Genomic DNA, 16,798 nt, shown 5'->3' with positions numbered 1-16,798 from the left:
GTCTCTGATCGTCCGCTGAGAGGTTCCTGGGCGTCTCATGCAGACGCCCGCTCGGCGGTGCCGAGCTCGTGCTCGTCGAGGATCGTGTAGGCGTAGCCCTGCTCGGCGAGGAAGCGCTGGCGCCCGAGCGCGAACTCCTGATCGACGGTGTCGCGGGCGACGATCGTGTAGAAGCTCGCCGTGCGGCCGCCCTTCGGGCGCAGCAGGCGGCCCAGTCGCTGCGCCTCCTCCTGGCGCGATCCGAACGAGCCCGACACCTGCACGGCGAGGGATGCATCCGGCAGGTCGACCGAGAAGTTCGCCACCTTCGAGACGACGAGCACCCGCTCGGTGCCCTCCCGGAAGGCCTGGAACAGCACCTCGCGCTCGGAGACGGGGGTCTCGCCCGTGATGAGCGGTGCGCCGAGCGCCTCCGCGAGGTCGTCGAGCTGGTCGAGGTACTGCCCGATGACGAGCGTCGGCTCGTCGGGGTGCTGCGCGAGCACGCGCTTGACGGTGTCGATCTTCCGCGGGCTCGATGCGGCGATCCGGTAGCGGTCGCGGTCGCCGGAGGCGGCGTACTCGAGCCGCTCGTCCTCGTCGAGCTCGATGCGCACCTCGTAGCACGCCGCCGGCGCGATGAAGCCCTGCTGCTCGATCTCCTTCCAGGGGGCGTCGAAGCGCTTGGGCCCGATCAGGCTGAAGACATCCGACTCGCGGCCGTCCTCGCGCACCAGCGTCGCGGTGAGGCCGAGGCGGCGACGCGCCTGCAGGTCGGCGGTGAGCTTGAAGACGGGCGCCGGCAGCAGGTGCACCTCGTCGTAGACGATGAGGCCCCAGTCGAGCGCGTCGAGCACGCCGAGGTGCGCGTACTCGCCGCCGCGCTTGACCGTCAGGATCTGGTAGGTCGCGATGGTGACCGGCTTGATCTCCTTCGACTGGCCGGAGTACTCGCCGATCTCGTCCTCGGTCAGGCTCGTGCGGGCGAGCAGCTCGGCTCGCCACTGCCGGGCCGAGACGGTGTTGGTGACGAGGATGAGGGTCGTGGTGTCGGTCGCGGCCATCGCGGCGGCCCCGACGATCGTCTTGCCGGCGCCGCAGGGCAGCACGACGACGCCCGAGCCGGCGTCGGCGAAGTGCGTCACCGCATCCGACTGGTAGGGGCGCATGCTCCAGCCGTCCTCGACCAGGTCGATCTCCAGCGGCGTGCCCGGGGTGTAGCCGGCGAGGTCCTCGGCGGGCCAGCCGAGCTTGACGAGCTCCTGCTTCAGCTCGCCGCGCGCCCAGTCGATCACGCGGATGCCGCCCTCGACGGGGCCGCCGAGCAGCGGCTGGATCTTCTTGGCGCGGCGCACCTCCTCGAGCACCGGGCGGTCGTCGCTGCGCAGCACGAGCCCCTCGTCGTCGCGCTCGATGACGAGGCGGCCGTAGCGGCCGATGGTCTCGCGGATGTCGTGGGCGACGCCGGCGGGCACGGGGAACTTGGCGTGCGTGTCGAGGGTGCCGACGATCTCGTCGGCGGTGTGGCCCGCGGCGCGCGCGTTCCAGAGGCCCAGGCGCGTGACGCGGTAGGTGTGGATGTGCTCGGGCGCGCGCTCGAGCTCGGCGAACACCTGCAGCGCCTGACGGGCGGCGGCGGCGTCGGGATGGGCGACCTCGAGCAGCACCGTCCGGTCGGACTGCACGATGAGCGGGCCTGGAGAAGTCATAGCGTTCCAGCCTAGTGGGCCGGGCCGAGGCGGCGCGGCAGTGCGGCCGTCAGACAGCGCCGAGCCCCGCGACCTTCGTGATGGCGCTGAGCGGCAGCGTGCGCTCGACGTCGCGGTTCGCGTCGCGGGCGCGCAGCCGGCCGTTCGCCACCGCCAGCGGCACCAGCTCGATGTCGACCGGATCGGCCGCCGTCGTGACCGTCAGCCGCACGGGCACGCGGTCGCGGATCGCCCCCTGCAACTGGCGCTCCAACCACGCGCGCTCCTGCTCGCCGACCTCGAAGCCGGCATCGCGCAGCCGTGCCACCAGGCGATGCCGCTCGCGCACGGGTCGCGGCGCTCGGTCGGGGACCCGCCGCACCAGCTCGCCCGCGGCATCCTCGAGCACGGCGGGGTAGCGCTCCTCCAGCAGCGCGGCCAGCGCCTCCTCGGCGCTCGTGCGGAAGGTGACGCGGTGCGGGCCGGTCTGCACCGGTCCGGCGCTGACCAGCGCGCGGTCGACCGCGATGGTGCGGATCAGCTGCTCGTCGTCGCTGCGCGCCTGGGATCGGGCTCCGCCCTCGGCCACCGGGTCCACCGGCCGCACGCGCAGCGACCCGAACCGCGCTGCCGTGGTGCGCACCAGGTAGGCGACCGGCTGCGGCAGACCCGTCAGCGAGACCTCGCCCAGGAACCGCAGCACGTCGTCCGCGTCGTCGCCGGCGGCGAGCCCCGCGGCCACCGACTGCGCCGAGATGCGCCAGTGCGAGGCGATGCCGGCGCGCTCGATGCGGGCGATGCGCCGCAGCCGACCCTCGACGGCCGCCTCGAGCGGGCCGGGAGCGACGGCCGAGAGATCGGGCTGCAGGTAGACGGATGCGGTGGCCGGCGGCACGTGCGCGGCGAGCGCCGCGAGCGCAGCCTCCGGCCGGTCGCTCAGGTCGACCGCGAGCGCGGTGCGAGCGCCGCGATCGGTGAGCCCCAGGCGCTCGGCCTCGCGCTGCTGGCGCTCGCGCACGGCGAGCACGGCGTCGTCGGCGAGCGGGAAGCGCGCACGCGGATCTCCGCCGAGCGCCGCGGCGTCCGGGGTCGCCGCGAGCCATGCGCGGGCGATCGCGAGCCAGCGCTCGGGCACGGGAGCGGCGAGCCACGCGTCCGCGTCGACGGTCGCGCGCAGGCGACCGTCGCGCCGGTCGATGAGCCCCGCGAGCAGGGCCGGCTCGAGGCGCTCGTCGAGCTGCCCGGGATCGGCGTCGACCGCGGCGGCGAGCTCTCGCCCGGTGGCGGCGGGCAGCTGTGCGCGGCTGCGGAGCAGGATCGGGGCGTCGGCGATGCGGTGCACGAGCTCTGCGACCTTGATCGTCTCGTCGATCGCGGCCTGCGGCGCGGTGCTGCTCTCGACAGCCTCCTCGACGCCCCCCGCGCGCTCGACCGCGGCGCTCGCCGCCGGGGAGTCGGCCAGCGAGCTCGCCGCGAGCGCGCGCACCGGCGCCAGCGCCGCGCCGTCGACCGCGAGCAGCAGCGCCTCGAGCCTCGGCGTCGAGCCGCCGTCGCGCAGCGCGGCGAGCTCTGCCGCCGACCGCCACCGCAGCGCCTGCGCGATCGAGCCGTCCGTCAGCAGGTGCTCGGCCAGGTCGAAGGTCGATGCGAGCTGCGGCGGCACCTGCCGCTCGACGACGAGCGTGTCGAGCGCGTCGTCCGGCATCGCCTGGATGCGCGCGGCGAGCTCGACGACGTTCATCGGCGGTCGCGCGACTTGCCGCGGACGCTCGAGAGCACCAGCACCACGACGCACACGATCATGAGCGGCAGCGCGATGAGCGGCAGCCAGAAGGCGTACTGCCAGACGACGCCGGCGAAGAACGCGTTGGTCTGCTGGAAGGCGATGTGGAGCAGCGAGCCCGCGAAGCCCAGCACGGCGATGCTGGCGAAGACGACGACCAGCACGGCGAGGATGCGCTCGAACGCGTCGCGCTTCGAGCGCGGCTCGGGCGCTGGTCGCGTCGCGCGCTTCTTGGGGCGCTGCGTCGGGTTGCTGCTGGCCTTCGGCATCCGGCCAGGATATCGCGGCGAACGCCTCAGCCGGTGCCCACTACCCTGGGGCGAGCGGCAGGTCGCCGCGCGTGATCTGCAGCAGGAGGGTGCCATGCCGACGGGCAGGGTGAAGTTCTTCGACGAGGCCAAGGGCTTCGGGTTCATCGCGGGCGATGACGGTGGTGAGGTGTTCCTCCACGCCTCCGCGGTGCCGGAGGGCGTCGTGATCAAGCCCGGCGCGAAGGTCGACTACGGCGTCGCCGAGGGGCGGCGCGGGCCGCAGGCGCTGTCGGTGCGCATCGTCGGCCCGACCGCGGTCAAGGCGGCGCGGCGCGACACGGAGGACATGGCGATCATCGTCGAGGACCTCGTCCGCCTGCTCGACACGATCGGCAACGACCTGCGACGCGGCCGCTACCCGAGCGCTGCGCACGGCTCGACGGTCGCGCAGATGCTGCGGAGGGTCGCCGATGACCTCGACGCCTGACGCCCAGCACGAGATCCCCGAGCCCGAGCAGGGCGAGGGAGAGCTGCCCGAGCCCGCGTCGGCCGCGGCGACGTCCACCGCCTCGGCGCCCGTCGACTCCGGCTCCGATGGGACCGCCTCCGGCGCCCTCGCCACCACCCCCTCGGCGACCGCCGTCACCCCCGTGCCGACCACCCCCACCATGCAGGAGCTCGAGCTCGCGCTGGCGGCCCTCGACGAGATCGCGCCGTCGGGCGCGGTCGGCGAGGTGCAGGACGCGCTGGCCGAGGGCGGCGCGCACGGCCAGGCGCAGGTGGTGGCGATCCGCCACGCCTCGACCCTCGCCGGCTACCCCGACTGGTCCTGGACCGTGCTGCTCTCACGCGGGCTCGAGGGCGGCCCGACCGTGCTCGAGGTGGCGCTGCTGCCGGGGGAGACCTCGCTGCTGGCGCCCGCGTGGGTGCCGTGGTCTGAGCGGCTCGCGGACTACCTCGCGGCGAAGGAGGCCGGCCTCGTCGACGAGGAGCTCGACGACGAGGAGCTCGACTCCGACCTCGAGGCCGACCTCGACGACGACTTCGACGACGACTTCGACGTCGAGGACGCGGTCGCCGAGGACGACGACGACCAGGACGACGAGGACGACGGCCCCGACCGCGACTGACCTCCGCGGCTCGACCCGTCAGTCGGCCTCGCCTCGCGCGATACCCGTCGGCTGCGCAGCTGCCCGGCCGACGCTGCGCGGTCGACGGCGGTCGCCCGCGCGTGCGCAGCGGGCGAGCGCAGCGCGCGTGCCGGCTCAGCGCGCGTCGAGCAGGTGGTCGAGGCAGCGCGTGAGCTGCACGACGTCGCTGGGCTCGATCGCGGCGAAGGTCGCCACGCGCAGCTGGTTGCGGCCGAGCTTGCGGTAGGGCTCGGTGTCGACGACGCCGTTCGCGCGCAGGGTCTTCGCGAGCGCCGCCGCATCGACCGTGTCGTCGAAGTCGATCGTCACGACCACGTTCGAGCGGTGCTCGGGGTCGGTCACGAAGGGGGTCGCCTCCGGGCGCCCCTCGGCCCACGCGTAGAGCGTGGCCGAGGACTCCGCCGTGCGCGCCGCCATGGCATCCAGCCCGCCGCCGCCGAGCATCCACTGGATCTGCTCGTCGAGCAGCAGCAGGGTCGCGAGGGCGGGGGTGTTGAGCGTCTGGTCGAGGCGCGAGTTCGTCACCGCCTGCTGCAGCGACAGGAAGTCGGGGATGTAGCGGTCGGAGGCCGCGATGCGCTCGATGCGCTCGATCGCGGCCGGCGAGGCGAGCGCGAGCCACAGGCCGCCGTCCGCGGCGAAGTTCTTCTGCGGCGCGAAGTAGTAGACGTCGGTCTCGGCGACGTCGACCGCGAGTCCGCCGGCCGCGCTCGTCGCGTCGACGACCGTCAGCGCATCCGATCCGGGTGCGGTGCCGCGCACCACCGGGTGGAAGACGCCGGTGGAGGTCTCGTTGTGCGGGTAGGCGATGACGTCGACGCCCTCGGCCGGCTCGAGCGCGGCGCGTGACCCGGGCGCCGCGGTGGCGATGCTGGGCGCGTCGAGCCACGGTGCCGCGGCGGCCTTGCCGAACTTCGCGCCGAACTCGCCGAACGTCAGGTGGTGCGAGCGGCGCTCGATGAGGCCGAAGGCCGCGGCATCCCAGAAGGCGGTCGAGCCGCCGTTGCCGAGCAGCACCTCATAGCCCTCCGGCAGCGAGAACAGCGCCGCGAGCCCCTCCCGCACCGAGCCCACGAGCGACCGCACCGGCGCCTGGCGGTGGCTGGTGCCGAGCAGATCGAGGCTCGACCGCAGCCGCTCCACCTGCTCCGGCCTGACCTTCGACGGGCCGCACCCGAAGCGTCCGTCGGCGGGCAGGAGGTCGCTGGGGATCACGATGTCGCTCACAGCACGATCCTACGAGCGCCGCCCCATAAGGTGGAGCCACGATCGGGTGGGTGCCCGGACGGCTCATGCCGGTGCGCGCAGCAGAAGGGGGTGCGGATGACCGACCTCGTCGACACGACCGAGATGTACCTCCGCACGATCCTCGACCTCGAGGAGGAGGGCATCACGCCGTTGCGCGCTCGCATCTCGGAGCGCCTGCACCACTCCGGTCCGACGGTGTCGCAGACGGTCGCGCGGATGGAGCGCGACGGCCTCGTCGTGGTCGCGCCCGACCGCCACCTCGACCTGACGGAGGAGGGCCGGATCCTCGCGACGCGGGTGCTGCGCAAGCACCGCCTCGCCGAGCGGCTGCTCACCGACGTGATCGGCCTCGACTGGAGCCTCGCGCACGACGAGGCCTGCCGCTGGGAGCACGTCATGAGCGAGCAGGTCGAGCGTCGGCTGCTCGCCCTGCTCGGCAACCCGACCGAGTCGCCCTACGGCACGCCCATCCCCGGCCTCGGCGAGCTCGGCCTGGATCCCGCGGAGCCCTTCCTGCACGGCGTCGTGGCGGCGACGGATGCGCGGGGCACGCGCGTCGTCCGCCGGCTCGGGGAGCCGATCCAGGGCGACGTGGAGGGGCTCGAGGAGCTGCGCGACGCCGGGGTGCTGCCGGGCGCGGTGGTGGAGGTCAGCGATGCCGGGCCGCGCATCCGGCTGTCGGTGGTCGGCGGCGCGGCGATCGAGCTGCCGGCCGAGCTCGCGCAGCACGTCTACCTCGACGCCTGAGCCGCTTGGTCCCCGGTGCGCCGCATCCAGGTCGCGTCCAGGCGGCGTGCAGGCTCGCCGGTATCCTGCGTTCCGATTGTGACGGAATGGTAACGGTCGGGTACTGTCACGAGGTCAGCCCTGCACATCGCGGTGCGGGGGCCTGAAGGAAAGTCCTGGGGGAACACCGACTTCATGAAGCACCACACCACGGCCGTCGCCGTCTCGCCGAGCCCTGCTCGCACCGCGACCGCGTCCCTGCGTCGAGGCGCCAAGAGCGTCGGCGTCGTCAGCATCGCAGCAGCGCTGGTCGGCGCGCTCTCGCTGCCCGCCGCCGCGTTCACGCAGCAGGGCCCGGAGTTCTCGCAGGACGAGCTCGCGAGCATCGTCGCCGAGAACTCGCAGACCGTCCGCGTCGCGAGCGACGCGCGGATCGAGGCCATCGCCCGCGACGGCATCTCCGGCACCACGGTGACCGAGCTCGAGGAGCTGCGCGCTGCCGCCGCCGAGGCCGAGGAGGCCCGCCAGGCCGAGCTCGCCGAGGCCCGCGAGGCCGCAGCGGCGAACGCGGAGGCGAACGCGGCCGGTTCGACCGCCTCCGCCGGCACGAGCGCCGCACCGGCGGCCGCGGCGGTCGCCATCCCCGCGAACAGCGGCATCGTCGGCATCGCGCAGTCGCAGCTCGGCGCTCCCTACGTCTGGGGAGGCTCGAGCCCCTCGACCGGCTTCGACTGCTCGGGCTTCACCGCCTGGGTCTACGGCCAGGCCGGCCACTACCTCCCGCACTCCTCCGGCGCGCAGGCCGGCTACGGCACGCCCGTGCCCGCCTCGCAGGTCGCTGCGGGCGACCTGCTGGTGTGGAGCGGCCACGTGGCCGTCTACGCCGGCAACGGGCAGATCATCCACGCCGCCACCAGCGGCAAGCCCGTCAAGTACTCGGGCTACTCGGCGATGGTCGCCGCGTTCGGCACTCCTGAGGTCCGCCGCTTCGGCTGATCCTCTGAACTTGGTGACAAACCGATAACGATTTGATAACGTAGCCCGATGTGCCGCCCCGGCGACACATCGACGCAACACAAGCTTTGGAGCATCTACCTGTGACGACTTCCCCCGAGATGACCGGCAACGAGCCCGGCGCGAAGCGCTTCACCCGCGCCTCCGTCGTGCGCAACGCCCGTCGGGTCGGCGTGATCGCCGTCGCCGCGGCACTCGCGACCCCGCTGGCACTGCCCGCCTTCGCCAACTCGTCGGGCGCCGACTCGCAGGAGTCGCTCTCCGCGCTGGTGGCTCGCGACGCGCAGCAGGTGTCCGGCGTGGTCACCGCGGGCGAGAGCGGCCTGAGCGCCGACCGCCTCGACGTGCAGGCCACGACGCCCGAGGAGCTCGAGCAGATCCTCGCCGAGCTCGAGGCCGCCGCTGCTGAGGAGCGCGCGGAGCAGCAGGCAGAGGCTGAGGCCGCTGCAGCAGCCAGCAGCAGCTCCTCGTCCTCGTCCTCGTCCTCGTCCTCGTCGTCGGCAGCATCCTCGTCGGCAGCATCCTCGTCGTCGGCCGGCTCGGCTGGCGTCTCGGGTAGCGCTGTCGCCAACGCCGCGCTCGCGCAGATCGGCGTCGCGCAGGACTGCACGGCGCTCGTGCGCCGCTCGATCGCCGCGGTCGGCCTCGGCTATTCGGGCATGGGCAACCTCTTCAACCTGGGCCCGACCATCTCGATGGGCCAGGCCTCGCCCGGCGACATCATCTACTACGCCAACGGCGGCACCGGCAGCGCCCACGTCGCGATCTACATCGGCGGCGGCCGTGCGGTGCACGGTGGCTGGTCGGGCTACAACACCGTGGTCGCGGGCGTCAACATCGGCGGCTCGGCTCCGGTCTTCATCGACATCACGTGATCTGAGCCCTCGCGGCTCGATCGACGCGAAGCGCCCGTCCTCCTGGCGAGGGCGGGCGCTTCGTCGTGCGGCGGACGGTAGACTCGTCGAGTCCGGCCGCGGCCGGCCTGGCCTCTGTAGCTCAATGGAAGAGCATCTCCGTCCTAAGGAGCTGGTTGGGGGTTCGAGTCCCTCCAGGGGCACCGAAGCGTCGCTCCGTCGCCGCCCGCCCGATTGCACCGCGCTCCAGTGCGCCGCTCCGGGTCACCACTCCGGGTCGAACATGAACTCCTGCACCTGCTGCGCGCAGCGGCACGACTCGGCCACCTTGGCCGCCCAGGACTCCGCGTCTTCGCGGGTCGCCGCCTCGATCACGAGGAAGCCGCCCGCGAGGCTCGCGGTCTCGGGGTAGCCGCCCTCCGTCACGGTGCCGTCGCCGGCGACGCGCACCGGCGGCACGCCCTCGTCGATGCCGCCGCCGAAGACGTAGGCGCCCGCCGCCTTCAGCTCGCGGATCACCGCGTGCGAGGCGTCTGCGACCGCGGGCAGCTCCTCCTGCGGGAACCGCATGGCGTTCGGCGGGAACGTGATCAGGTACTTCGTCATCGTGCTCTCCTCCTCGTGGGGCGCATCCGCTCGGTGCTCGATGTGCTCGAGCTCGCGGCGTCGCCACCGGCCTGGCACAACAATCGCACCGATGTGCGACCTGCTGCGCCACGGTCGACCCGGTGCACCAGGTCGGAGATGGCGGGAGAGGTCGCGCTTCGAGCGACGAGGCCTCGCGCCGGTGCGGAGCGAAGGGCCTGAGGGCCGGATGCGGCGCGCGCAGCATCGTCGCGGCCGGCGGATGCATGCTGGTCGTCGACGGGGTCGAGCACGCCATCGAAGCGGTCGAGCCGTGCGACAGCGAGGTCGGGCTGCGCGGGTTCGGGGGGCTCAGGGCCCGACCGCTGCGGCTGCTGTGCCGTCAGGGGCTCCGGCTGGTGCGGGAGTCGGGCCCGGCCGCCGGGGCTTGAGCCGCAGCGCTCGGCGCTCGACGAAGAACCAGCTCGCAGCCGCGAGCACGAGGGTGCCAGCGATGCTCGCCGCGATGTACGCGGGGATCCCCCAGGCGATCGCGCCCGCGGAGGCCAGCAGCTGCTGCACCGGGAAGGCGTAGATGTAGGTGCCGTAGGAGAGGTCGTCGCGCAGGCGCAGCCGCGGGTGCGTGAGCAGCGCGCCGAGGCCGAACACGGCGTAGGCGAGCGGCAGGGCGCCGAGCACGCGGTAGTCGGGCAGCCACATCGTCGCGACGGTGGCGGCGCCGGCGAGCGCGACCAGCGGCCAGGTGAGCGGGATGCGATGCGCGTAGCGGTGCAGCAGCGCCCCGGCGGTGAACATGATGCCGAAGCGGGCGCCGGTCACGACGTACCAGTTCTCGACGGGGCCGTAGCTGGTGGCGACGACGGCGACGAGGCATGCGGCGAAGACGGCGAGCAGCAGCCAGCGCACGCGCAGCAGGCGCGTGAGGCCGAGGCCCAGCACGCCGAGGTAGCAGAGGAACTCCCACCACAGCGTCCAGAGCGAGCCGTTCCAGACGCCGGCGAAGGGCACCCCCAGCGGTGTGCCGGCGATGTCGTCCTGGAAGATGCGCAGGCCCGCGTTGCGCAGCACGTAGCCGATGCTCTCGCCCGAGAGCGCGCTGGCGTAGCCGGCGCCGGTCACGAGCATCGTGGCGACCGGCGCGACCACGAGCGCGGTGACGAGGAGGCACACCCAGAACGCCGGGAAGATGCGCAGCGCTCGCGCGGCGAGGAAGGCGTGCCAGCGCGGGTCGCGCACCCAGCTGCCGAGGATCAGGAAGCCGCTGATCGCGAAGAAGCCGTCGACCGCGATCTGGCCCAGCAGCTGCCGCCCGGGCGCCCACGCGACGTCCTCGCCCGAGAGCGGGAACGCGTGCCACACGATGACGAGCAGCGCGAGCCCCAGGCGCACGGCGTTGAGCGCGTTCGCGCGCGGCGCGAAGCGCTCGGCTATCGTCGGCGCGGGGAGGCTCATCGGAGTCAACCTACGCCTATCCGGACAGCGTTCGGAAACGGGATCCCCGAGCTCGCGTCGGGTTCCGGCGCACGCGCGACCGTGCGGCGCAGGGCCGCCTGGCCGTGCGCGCCGGTACCATCGAGGTCGGTGCCGCGCCCTGGTGCGCGAGCCACCGCATCCGCCCCCGACGCTCGCCACCGCACGAGCGTCGCCATGATGAGAGAGCGAGCGCATGAGCACCTCCCGTGAGCCCAAGCCCGCCAAGGCGACCGACGGAGCCGCCTGGGATGCGCGGGTGCTCGAGGGGCAGTCGCGCGCGCACTACATGCAGTCGGATGCATGGGCCAGGACCCGTGAGGCGAGTCCGTGGAAGGCGCTGCGCGACACCGTCACCGTGCCCACCACCGGCGGGGGCGTGCGCGAGCTGCCGATCCAGCTCTTCGAGCGCACGGCGCCGCTGGCCGGCCGCATCCTGTTCCTGCCGAGGGTCTCGGGCATCGACCCCTCGGCGATCGACGCGATCACCGCGCACGCGAAGGCCTACCCGAAGCGCTGGTTCGGCCTCAAGATGGAGACCTTCCAGGCCGAGGACCCCGAGCTGATCGCCGCCTTCGAGCGCAACGGCTGGGTGCGGGCCGCCTCGAGCCAGTACCAGCACGCGGTCGCCGTCGACCTGACGGGCACGCTCGACGAGGTCGCCGCGCGCTTCAAGAAGCGCGCCCGCAACTCGTACCGCGCGGCTGAGAACAAGTTCGGCGTCACCGTCTCGAAGGTCGAGATGACGCCGGAGAACGAAGCGGAGATGCACCGGCTGATCGGCGAGACGAAGGTGCGCTCCGGCGGCTACTTCCGGCACCCGGAGTACTTCCAGCGCATCTGGGACGTGTACAAGACCGTCGGCCAGGGCCACTTCTACGTCGCGCACTACGAGGGCGAGGTGCAGTCGATGGCGTTCGTGATGCGCTTCGGGGACACGGCCTGGTACAAGGACGCGGGCTCGATCCGCGAGAACGCGAAGATCTTCGCGCCCTATCTCATGCAGTGGAAGATCATGCAGGACCTGCATGCGCAGGGCGTCACGCTCTACGAGCTCGCGAACATCCCCGACCCGGCCGAGTGGGAGACGAGCGACATCCGCGGCCTCTACACGTTCAAGACCGCGTGGGCGCCGGAGCCGGTCACCTACATGCCGACCTTCGAGCTGCCGCTGACGGGTCGCTACGCCCTGTGGCAGAAGGCGGGCCGCTGGCTGCGCGCGGTCTACACGCGCCGCACGCGCGACGCCTGGTTCTGAGTCGCGGGTCGGGGCGCGCTCGGCCTGGAGGATCTCCGCGTGAGCGCCGTGCCGAGTGGATAGTCCACGCCGGAGCGCGCTCAGGGCGAGATGTTTCGGGCGTGCGCGCGGGCGGCGAACGCTGACCGCGGGCGGTGCAAGCGAGGAGGGACGGGCGGCCTCGCCGATCCAGATCCGCGAGATTCTGCGGGTTCCCGTGGTGTCACGAGGCCGGGCCGCCGTGCGGTGACTATCCTCGCGGTGTGCGTGATGACGAGACCGAGATCCAGGGAGACGGCTCCGTCGACGAGGATGCCGACGCGGTCGACGACGTCGCGGGCGCGCCGCAGAGCCCCCGCGCGCTGACCGGCAACCCCTCGGTGCCCGTGCCCGAGGCCCGTCGCGCCAAGCGCGAGGGCGAGTGGGAGGCGTGGGCAGAGGCACTCCGACGCGTCGGCGGCCGCAGCCCGCTCACCGACTTCATCGACACCACCGCGACCCGCATCGAGCTGTCGACGACGCACCCGGGCGGCCTCGCCCAGTTCATCACCGGCCGGCCGACGGCGCTCTCGAGCCTGATCCGCGACGACCTGGCCCTGCGCGCCGCGCGCTCGGCCGCGGCCGCGATCGCCTCGAAGGGCATCGAGCTCGCTGCAGCCCGCTCGATCGACGCCGTGCACCTCGGCATCGGCATGGCGCGGTTCCCGCACGGCGACGGCGAGGTCTACGGGCCCGTGCTGCTGCGGCCGCTCGTGGTGCGGCGCCGCGGCCGCGACTTCGAGCTGCAGCTGCTCGGCCGCCCGTTCGTCAACCCGCGCCTGGCGAGCATCCTGCGCGCCAACCACGGCGTGCGCCTCGACGAGCGCCAGCTCGTGCAGCTGGGCTCCGGCGAGGGCACCTTCACGCCCAACGCGGTGCTGGATGCGCTGCGGCAGGCCGCTGCGCACGTGCCCGGCTTCAGCGTGGAGGCACGGCTGCTCGCCTCCACCTTCGCCGACGTCGGCGAGCCGATGGCGGCCGACCTGCAGCAGCAGGAGCACGACGTGCTCGACGCCGTGCGCGGCGACGAGCAGGCAGCGTGGCGCCTGCGCGAGGGCCGCTCGGGCGTCGACGAGACCCCGCAGGACAAGCGCGACCCCGAGATCGACCGCCTGGTGCTCGACGCCGACGCCGAGCAGGATGCGGTGATCGCCGAGGCGGCCGCCGGCAACTCGGTCGTGGTCGAGGCGCTGCCGGGCACCGGCCTGACGCAGACGATCGTCAACCTCGTGGGCGCGCTCGTCAGCGACGACCGCCGCGTGCTCGTCGTCAGCCCCCGCCGCGCGGCGCTGCGCGACATCGCCGATCGCTTCGCCGCCACCAAGCTGCAGTCGCTCGCCGTCTCGGAGGCGACGCTGCGCCGCGACCTCATCGCCGCCATCCGCCGCATCGAGGGCTCGAAGCGCCCCGAGACGACGGAGATCGACGAAGCGATGCTGCGCCTGCGCAAGGTGCTGCTCGACTACCGCGCAGCGCTCCGCCGCGTCGACCCCGAGCTGCAGGTGAGCGTGCTCGACGCGCTCAAGGAGCTCTCGCGCCTGGCGATGCTGCCGGTCGCGCCCTCGACCCGCGCCCGCCTCAGCGACGACGCCACGCGCAGGCTCGCGACCGACCGCCCTCGCGTGGCCGCGACGATGCGCAAGGCCGCGGCGCTCGGCCAGTTCAAGTACGGGCCGGGCGACACCCCCTGGTACGGCGCGGCGTTCGCCACCAGCGGCGACGCATCCGCCGCGTTCGAGGATGCGAAGGCGCTCGCGGCGACCGACCTGCACGCGCTGCAGGCCGATGCCAAGAAGGTGATCGGCGACACCAAGCTGCGGCCGGCGGCGACGCTCTCCGAGCTCGAGATCCAGGTGGCGCTGCTCACCGACGTGCGGGCGACGCTCGACGTCATGACGCCCTCGATCTACGACCGCCCGCTCGGGGAGCTCATCACCGCGACCGGTCCGCGCCGCGAGGCGCTGCAGTCGCTCGGCGGCATGCAGCGCCGGCGACTGCGCAAGCTCGCCGAGGAGTACGTGCGGCCGGGTGCGCACGTGCCGGACCTCCACGACGTGCTCATCGCCGCGCAGCAGCAGCGCCGCCTGTGGGCGAAGTTCGCGCCCGACGGCTCCATCCCCACCGTGCCGGCCGGCCTCGCGGCGCTCGACACGCGCCTGCGCGACGTGACCGCGCGGCTCACGAGGCTCGACGCGGCGCTCAGCCCCTCGACGAAGAGCGTCGACCTGCCGCTCGCCGACCTCACCGAGCGCATCGCCGAGCTCGCGGCGCCGAGCGACGCACTCCAGAACATCCAGGAGCGCGCCGAGCTGATGGCATCGATCGAGCGCCTCGGGCTCGATGCGCTGCTGACCGACCTCGCCGACCGGCACGTCGCCGACGACCAGGTCGAGCACGAGCTGGACCTCGCCTGGTGGCAGTCGGCCCTGCAGACGATGCTCGCCAAGGAGCGCGCGCTGCTGCGCGGCAACACGGACGTGCTGCGCCGCCTCGAGCAGGACTTCGCGCTCGTCGACGAGGCGCACGTCGACGCCTCCAGCGCGCGGCTCGCGCACCAGATCGCGCAGCAGTGGCGACTCGCGATCGACGACCACGCGAACGAGGCGGATGCGCTGAAGCAGCTCATCAAGGCGGGCCCGGTCGACGCCGACGAGCTGCAGCGCGTCGCTCCGCACCTGACCCGCTCCGTCGCCCCCGTGTGGCTCTCCTCGCCCTACGACCTGCATCGGGTGCCGAAGCGTATCCCGTTCGACACCGTGATCATCGCCGACGCGGGCGCCATCACGATGGCGGAGGCCGCCGGCGCGATCAGCCGCGCCCGCCAGGTCATCGCGGTCGGCGACTCGGTGACGCAGACGCCGTCGCCCTTCGACGTCGGCATCTCGACCCTCGGCGTGCGGCCCAGCGAGGAGCTCGCGACGCCGGACGAGCTGCACGCGGAATCCGCGCTCTCGCGACTCGCGGGCGTGCTGCCGACGCTGCGCCTCAGCCGCTCCTACCGCACCGGTGGCGCCGATCTCGTCACCGCGGTCAACGAGCGCTTCTACGACGGCCGCATCGAGGCGCTGCCGTGGGCCGGCGCCTACCTCGGCCACGCCTCGCTCACCGCGCAGGTCGTGCAGGGCGCCTACGGGCTCCCCGAGCAGGGCGCGGCGACGGTCGAGAGCCCGGATGCAGAGGTCGACCGCGTGGTGCAGCTCGTCACGCAGCACGCGCGGCAGCGGCCGCACGACTCGCTGATGGTCGTCACCGCCAACGAGAAGCACGAGGTGCGGCTGCAGCAGGCCGTGATGGCTGCGCTCGCGACGAACAGCGCGCTCACCGACTTCGTGGTCGCCGACCGCGAGGAGCCCTTCGTGATCGTGGACGTCACGCACGCGAGCGCGCTGAGCCGCGACCGCGTGATCTTCTCCGTCGGCTACGGCCACACGAAGCACGGCAAGAACGTCGACTTCGGCTCGCTGGGCGAGCCCGGCGGGGAGCGGATGCTCGCGGTGGCGATGACGCGCGCCCGCAAGGCGCTGCAGATCGTGACCGCGTTCGACGCTGCCGCTCTGGATCCCGAGAGGCTCGAGCACGGGGCTGCGCAGCTGCGCGAGATCCTGCTCGACGCTGCCGCGGGCGCCCACCCGCACACGTATCACGGCGGTGATCCGCTCATGATCGACCTCGCGACGCGCCTGCGTCGCCGCGGGTTGCGCGCCGATGTCTCCTACGACGGCCAGCTGCCGCTCGTGGTGGCGAACGGCGGCGTCTGCGCTGCGATCGAGGCCGACCACGACGACGGCGACCGCACGCTGCGCGAGGCGCTGCGCCTGCGACCCGAGGTGCTGCGCCGCTTCGGCTGGCACACGATGCGCGTGCACGCGTTCGAGCTGTTCACGGACCCCGAGGGCGTCGCCGACCGCATCGCCGAGCTCGTCGGGGCGGATGCGTCGACGCCGTGAGCGGGCAGGGCCCGGCCGGCGCAGGGCAGCCGGAGGACGCGGCTGACGCGACGCGGGCCGCGTCGACGGACGCCGGTGCGGGCGACGCCGTTGCGGGCGACGCGGCTGCGGACGACGTCGCGCATCCGCCGCTCGTGATCCGCAGGCGGGGCCGACGCGTCTCGACCGAGCCGCCGCCCGGGTACACGGGCGAGCCGTCGCAGGAGCGGCAGCAGTCGAGCGAGAACGACGCGCGGCTGCGGGCCGACGTGCCCCCGCACTGGGGTTGACGCGCCGCGCGCTCGCGAACGCCGAACGGGCGGCCCCGGAGGACCGCCCGTTCCGCGTGGAGCGTCAGGCCGTGGGCTGGGTGCCGCCGGGGGCCGTGCCGCCGGGCGTCACGCCCGGCTGAGCGCCGCCGGCCTGAGCGCTGCCGGCCTGGGCGTGCGTCGCCTGCACGCGCAGCAGGTCGCGGATGTCGTGGAGGATGTCGACGTCGGTCTCGGCCGGCTCCTCGGGCAGGATGCCGCGGCGACGGTCGTGGTGCTCCTTCATCTTCGCCATCGGCAGCACGAGCACGAAGTACACGACGGCCGCGATGATGAGGAAGTTGATGATCGCCGCGATCAGGACGCCGATCGGGAAGATGCCGAGCTGCGCGTCTGCGAGCTCCTCCGCGTCGAACGCGAGCTCGAGCAGCGGGTTGATGATCGCGGTGGTGAACGCCGTGACGATCGCGGTGAACGCGGTGCCGATGACGACGGCCACGGCGAGCTCGACGACGTTGCCCTGCATCAGGAACTTCTTGAAGCCCTCCATGGGGCCCTCCTCAGCGTGAGTGGTGGTG

The 16,798-nt window shown here is 73.2% G+C and carries 15 protein-coding genes and 1 tRNA gene; 9 read left to right on the top strand and 7 right to left on the bottom strand.

The window, feature by feature from the left end; all coding sequences use genetic code 11:
* Positions 1–35 precede the first annotated feature (35 nt).
* Genes AA0Z99_RS08730 through AA0Z99_RS08720 form a run of 3 tightly spaced genes read right to left on the bottom strand, consistent with a single transcriptional unit; the run spans position 36 to position 3,719 of the window.
* The gene (locus tag AA0Z99_RS08730) at positions 36–1,688 is read right to left on the bottom strand and encodes a DNA repair helicase XPB (protein WP_413316710.1); all 1,653 of its coding nucleotides are present in this window, start codon (positions 1,686–1,688) and stop codon (positions 36–38) included.
* Between the two features lie 49 nt (positions 1,689–1,737).
* Positions 1,738–3,408, bottom strand: a complete 1,671-nt coding sequence (locus AA0Z99_RS08725; RefSeq protein WP_413316709.1) for a helicase-associated domain-containing protein — start codon at positions 3,406–3,408, stop codon at positions 1,738–1,740.
* The gene (locus tag AA0Z99_RS08720) at positions 3,405–3,719 is read right to left on the bottom strand and encodes a hypothetical protein (RefSeq protein WP_413316708.1); all 315 of its coding nucleotides are present in this window, start codon (positions 3,717–3,719) and stop codon (positions 3,405–3,407) included. The genes AA0Z99_RS08725 and AA0Z99_RS08720 overlap by 4 nt, the downstream gene beginning before the upstream one ends.
* Before the next feature lie 94 nt (positions 3,720–3,813).
* Between AA0Z99_RS08720 and AA0Z99_RS08715 the strand changes: the two genes are divergently transcribed.
* On the top strand, positions 3,814–4,188 hold the full coding sequence (locus tag AA0Z99_RS08715; protein WP_413316707.1) for a cold-shock protein: 375 nt from the start codon (positions 3,814–3,816) through the stop codon (positions 4,186–4,188).
* The gene (locus tag AA0Z99_RS08710) at positions 4,172–4,831 is read left to right on the top strand and encodes a DUF3027 domain-containing protein (protein ID WP_413316706.1); all 660 of its coding nucleotides are present in this window, start codon (positions 4,172–4,174) and stop codon (positions 4,829–4,831) included. Before AA0Z99_RS08715 ends, AA0Z99_RS08710 begins: the two co-directional genes overlap by 17 nt.
* A 135-nt stretch (positions 4,832–4,966) precedes the next feature.
* Here AA0Z99_RS08710 and serC read toward each other — a convergent pair whose 3' ends face one another.
* Positions 4,967–6,079, bottom strand: a complete 1,113-nt coding sequence (serC, locus tag AA0Z99_RS08705) for a phosphoserine transaminase (RefSeq protein WP_413316705.1) — start codon at positions 6,077–6,079, stop codon at positions 4,967–4,969.
* A 96-nt stretch (positions 6,080–6,175) separates the two neighbouring features.
* Between serC and AA0Z99_RS08700 the strand changes: the two genes are divergently transcribed.
* The 4 genes from AA0Z99_RS08700 (at position 6,176) to AA0Z99_RS08685 (ending at position 8,897) form a co-directional block, all read left to right on the top strand.
* Positions 6,176–6,847, top strand: coding sequence for an iron dependent repressor, metal binding and dimerization domain protein (locus AA0Z99_RS08700; RefSeq protein ID WP_413316704.1), 672 nt, complete (start codon positions 6,176–6,178; stop codon positions 6,845–6,847).
* Between the two features lie 174 nt (positions 6,848–7,021).
* A complete protein-coding gene (locus tag AA0Z99_RS08695) occupies positions 7,022–7,822 on the top strand; it encodes a C40 family peptidase (protein ID WP_413316703.1) in 801 nt (266 codons plus the stop codon).
* A 101-nt stretch (positions 7,823–7,923) separates the two neighbouring features.
* Positions 7,924–8,715 carry an NlpC/P60 family protein gene (locus AA0Z99_RS08690; protein ID WP_413316702.1) on the top strand — a complete coding sequence of 264 codons (792 nt, stop codon included), beginning with the start codon at positions 7,924–7,926 and terminating at the stop codon, positions 8,713–8,715.
* A gap of 110 nt (positions 8,716–8,825) precedes the next feature.
* Positions 8,826–8,897: transfer RNA gene (locus AA0Z99_RS08685), tRNA-Arg, on the top strand.
* Between the two features lie 61 nt (positions 8,898–8,958).
* Here AA0Z99_RS08685 and AA0Z99_RS08680 read toward each other — a convergent pair.
* Together AA0Z99_RS08680 and AA0Z99_RS08675 are read right to left on the bottom strand one after the other, a co-directional pair.
* A complete protein-coding gene (locus tag AA0Z99_RS08680) occupies positions 8,959–9,300 on the bottom strand; it encodes a YciI family protein (protein WP_413316701.1) in 342 nt (113 codons plus the stop codon).
* Between the two features lie 330 nt (positions 9,301–9,630).
* Entirely contained in the window at positions 9,631–10,731 is a 1,101-nt protein-coding gene (locus tag AA0Z99_RS08675) for an acyltransferase family protein (RefSeq protein ID WP_413316700.1), read from the bottom strand.
* 214 nt (positions 10,732–10,945) lie between these two features.
* On the opposite strand from AA0Z99_RS08675, the gene AA0Z99_RS08670 reads away from it, so the two are divergent.
* The 3 genes from AA0Z99_RS08670 (at position 10,946) to AA0Z99_RS08660 (ending at position 16,241) form a co-directional block, all read left to right on the top strand.
* Positions 10,946–12,007: a lipid II:glycine glycyltransferase FemX gene (locus tag AA0Z99_RS08670; protein WP_413316699.1), complete on the top strand. Its 1,062-nt coding sequence runs from the start codon at positions 10,946–10,948 to the stop codon at positions 12,005–12,007.
* 242 nt (positions 12,008–12,249) lie between these two features.
* Positions 12,250–15,972 carry an AAA family ATPase gene (locus AA0Z99_RS08665; RefSeq protein WP_413316698.1) on the top strand — a complete coding sequence of 1,241 codons (3,723 nt, stop codon included), beginning with the start codon at positions 12,250–12,252 and terminating at the stop codon, positions 15,970–15,972.
* Entirely contained in the window at positions 15,969–16,241 is a 273-nt protein-coding gene (locus AA0Z99_RS08660; protein ID WP_413316697.1) for a hypothetical protein, read from the top strand. Before AA0Z99_RS08665 ends, AA0Z99_RS08660 begins: the two co-directional genes overlap by 4 nt.
* A 64-nt stretch (positions 16,242–16,305) precedes the next feature.
* On the opposite strand, the gene mscL is transcribed toward AA0Z99_RS08660, so the two are convergent.
* Positions 16,306–16,770, bottom strand: a complete 465-nt coding sequence (mscL, locus tag AA0Z99_RS08655; RefSeq protein WP_413316696.1) for a large conductance mechanosensitive channel protein MscL — start codon at positions 16,768–16,770, stop codon at positions 16,306–16,308.
* Positions 16,771–16,798 lie beyond the last annotated feature (28 nt).

The organism is Agrococcus phoenicis (assembly GCF_047302415.1).
Taxonomy (GTDB): domain Bacteria; phylum Actinomycetota; class Actinomycetes; order Actinomycetales; family Microbacteriaceae; genus Agrococcus.
This window is presented reverse-complemented; position numbering and strand designations above follow the sequence as displayed.

Excerpts from the sequence above, each read along its gene's own strand:
- AA0Z99_RS08675 (WP_413316700.1), bottom strand. The coding sequence starts at position 10,731 with ATGAGCCTCCCCGCGCCGACGATAGCCGAGCGCTTCGCGCCGCGCGCG.
- mscL (WP_413316696.1), bottom strand. The coding sequence starts at position 16,770 with ATGGAGGGCTTCAAGAAGTTCCTGATGCAGGGCAACGTCGTCGAGCTC.
- AA0Z99_RS08715 (WP_413316707.1), top strand. The coding sequence starts at position 3,814 with ATGCCGACGGGCAGGGTGAAGTTCTTCGACGAGGCCAAGGGCTTCGGG.
- AA0Z99_RS08670 (WP_413316699.1), top strand. The coding sequence starts at position 10,946 with ATGAGCACCTCCCGTGAGCCCAAGCCCGCCAAGGCGACCGACGGAGCC.
- AA0Z99_RS08720 (WP_413316708.1), bottom strand. The coding sequence starts at position 3,719 with ATGCCGAAGGCCAGCAGCAACCCGACGCAGCGCCCCAAGAAGCGCGCG.
- AA0Z99_RS08730 (WP_413316710.1), bottom strand. The coding sequence starts at position 1,688 with ATGACTTCTCCAGGCCCGCTCATCGTGCAGTCCGACCGGACGGTGCTG.
- AA0Z99_RS08680 (WP_413316701.1), bottom strand. The coding sequence starts at position 9,300 with ATGACGAAGTACCTGATCACGTTCCCGCCGAACGCCATGCGGTTCCCG.
- AA0Z99_RS08710 (WP_413316706.1), top strand. The coding sequence starts at position 4,172 with ATGACCTCGACGCCTGACGCCCAGCACGAGATCCCCGAGCCCGAGCAG.
- AA0Z99_RS08725 (WP_413316709.1), bottom strand. The coding sequence starts at position 3,408 with ATGAACGTCGTCGAGCTCGCCGCGCGCATCCAGGCGATGCCGGACGAC.
- AA0Z99_RS08695 (WP_413316703.1), top strand. The coding sequence starts at position 7,022 with ATGAAGCACCACACCACGGCCGTCGCCGTCTCGCCGAGCCCTGCTCGC.
- AA0Z99_RS08700 (WP_413316704.1), top strand. The coding sequence starts at position 6,176 with ATGACCGACCTCGTCGACACGACCGAGATGTACCTCCGCACGATCCTC.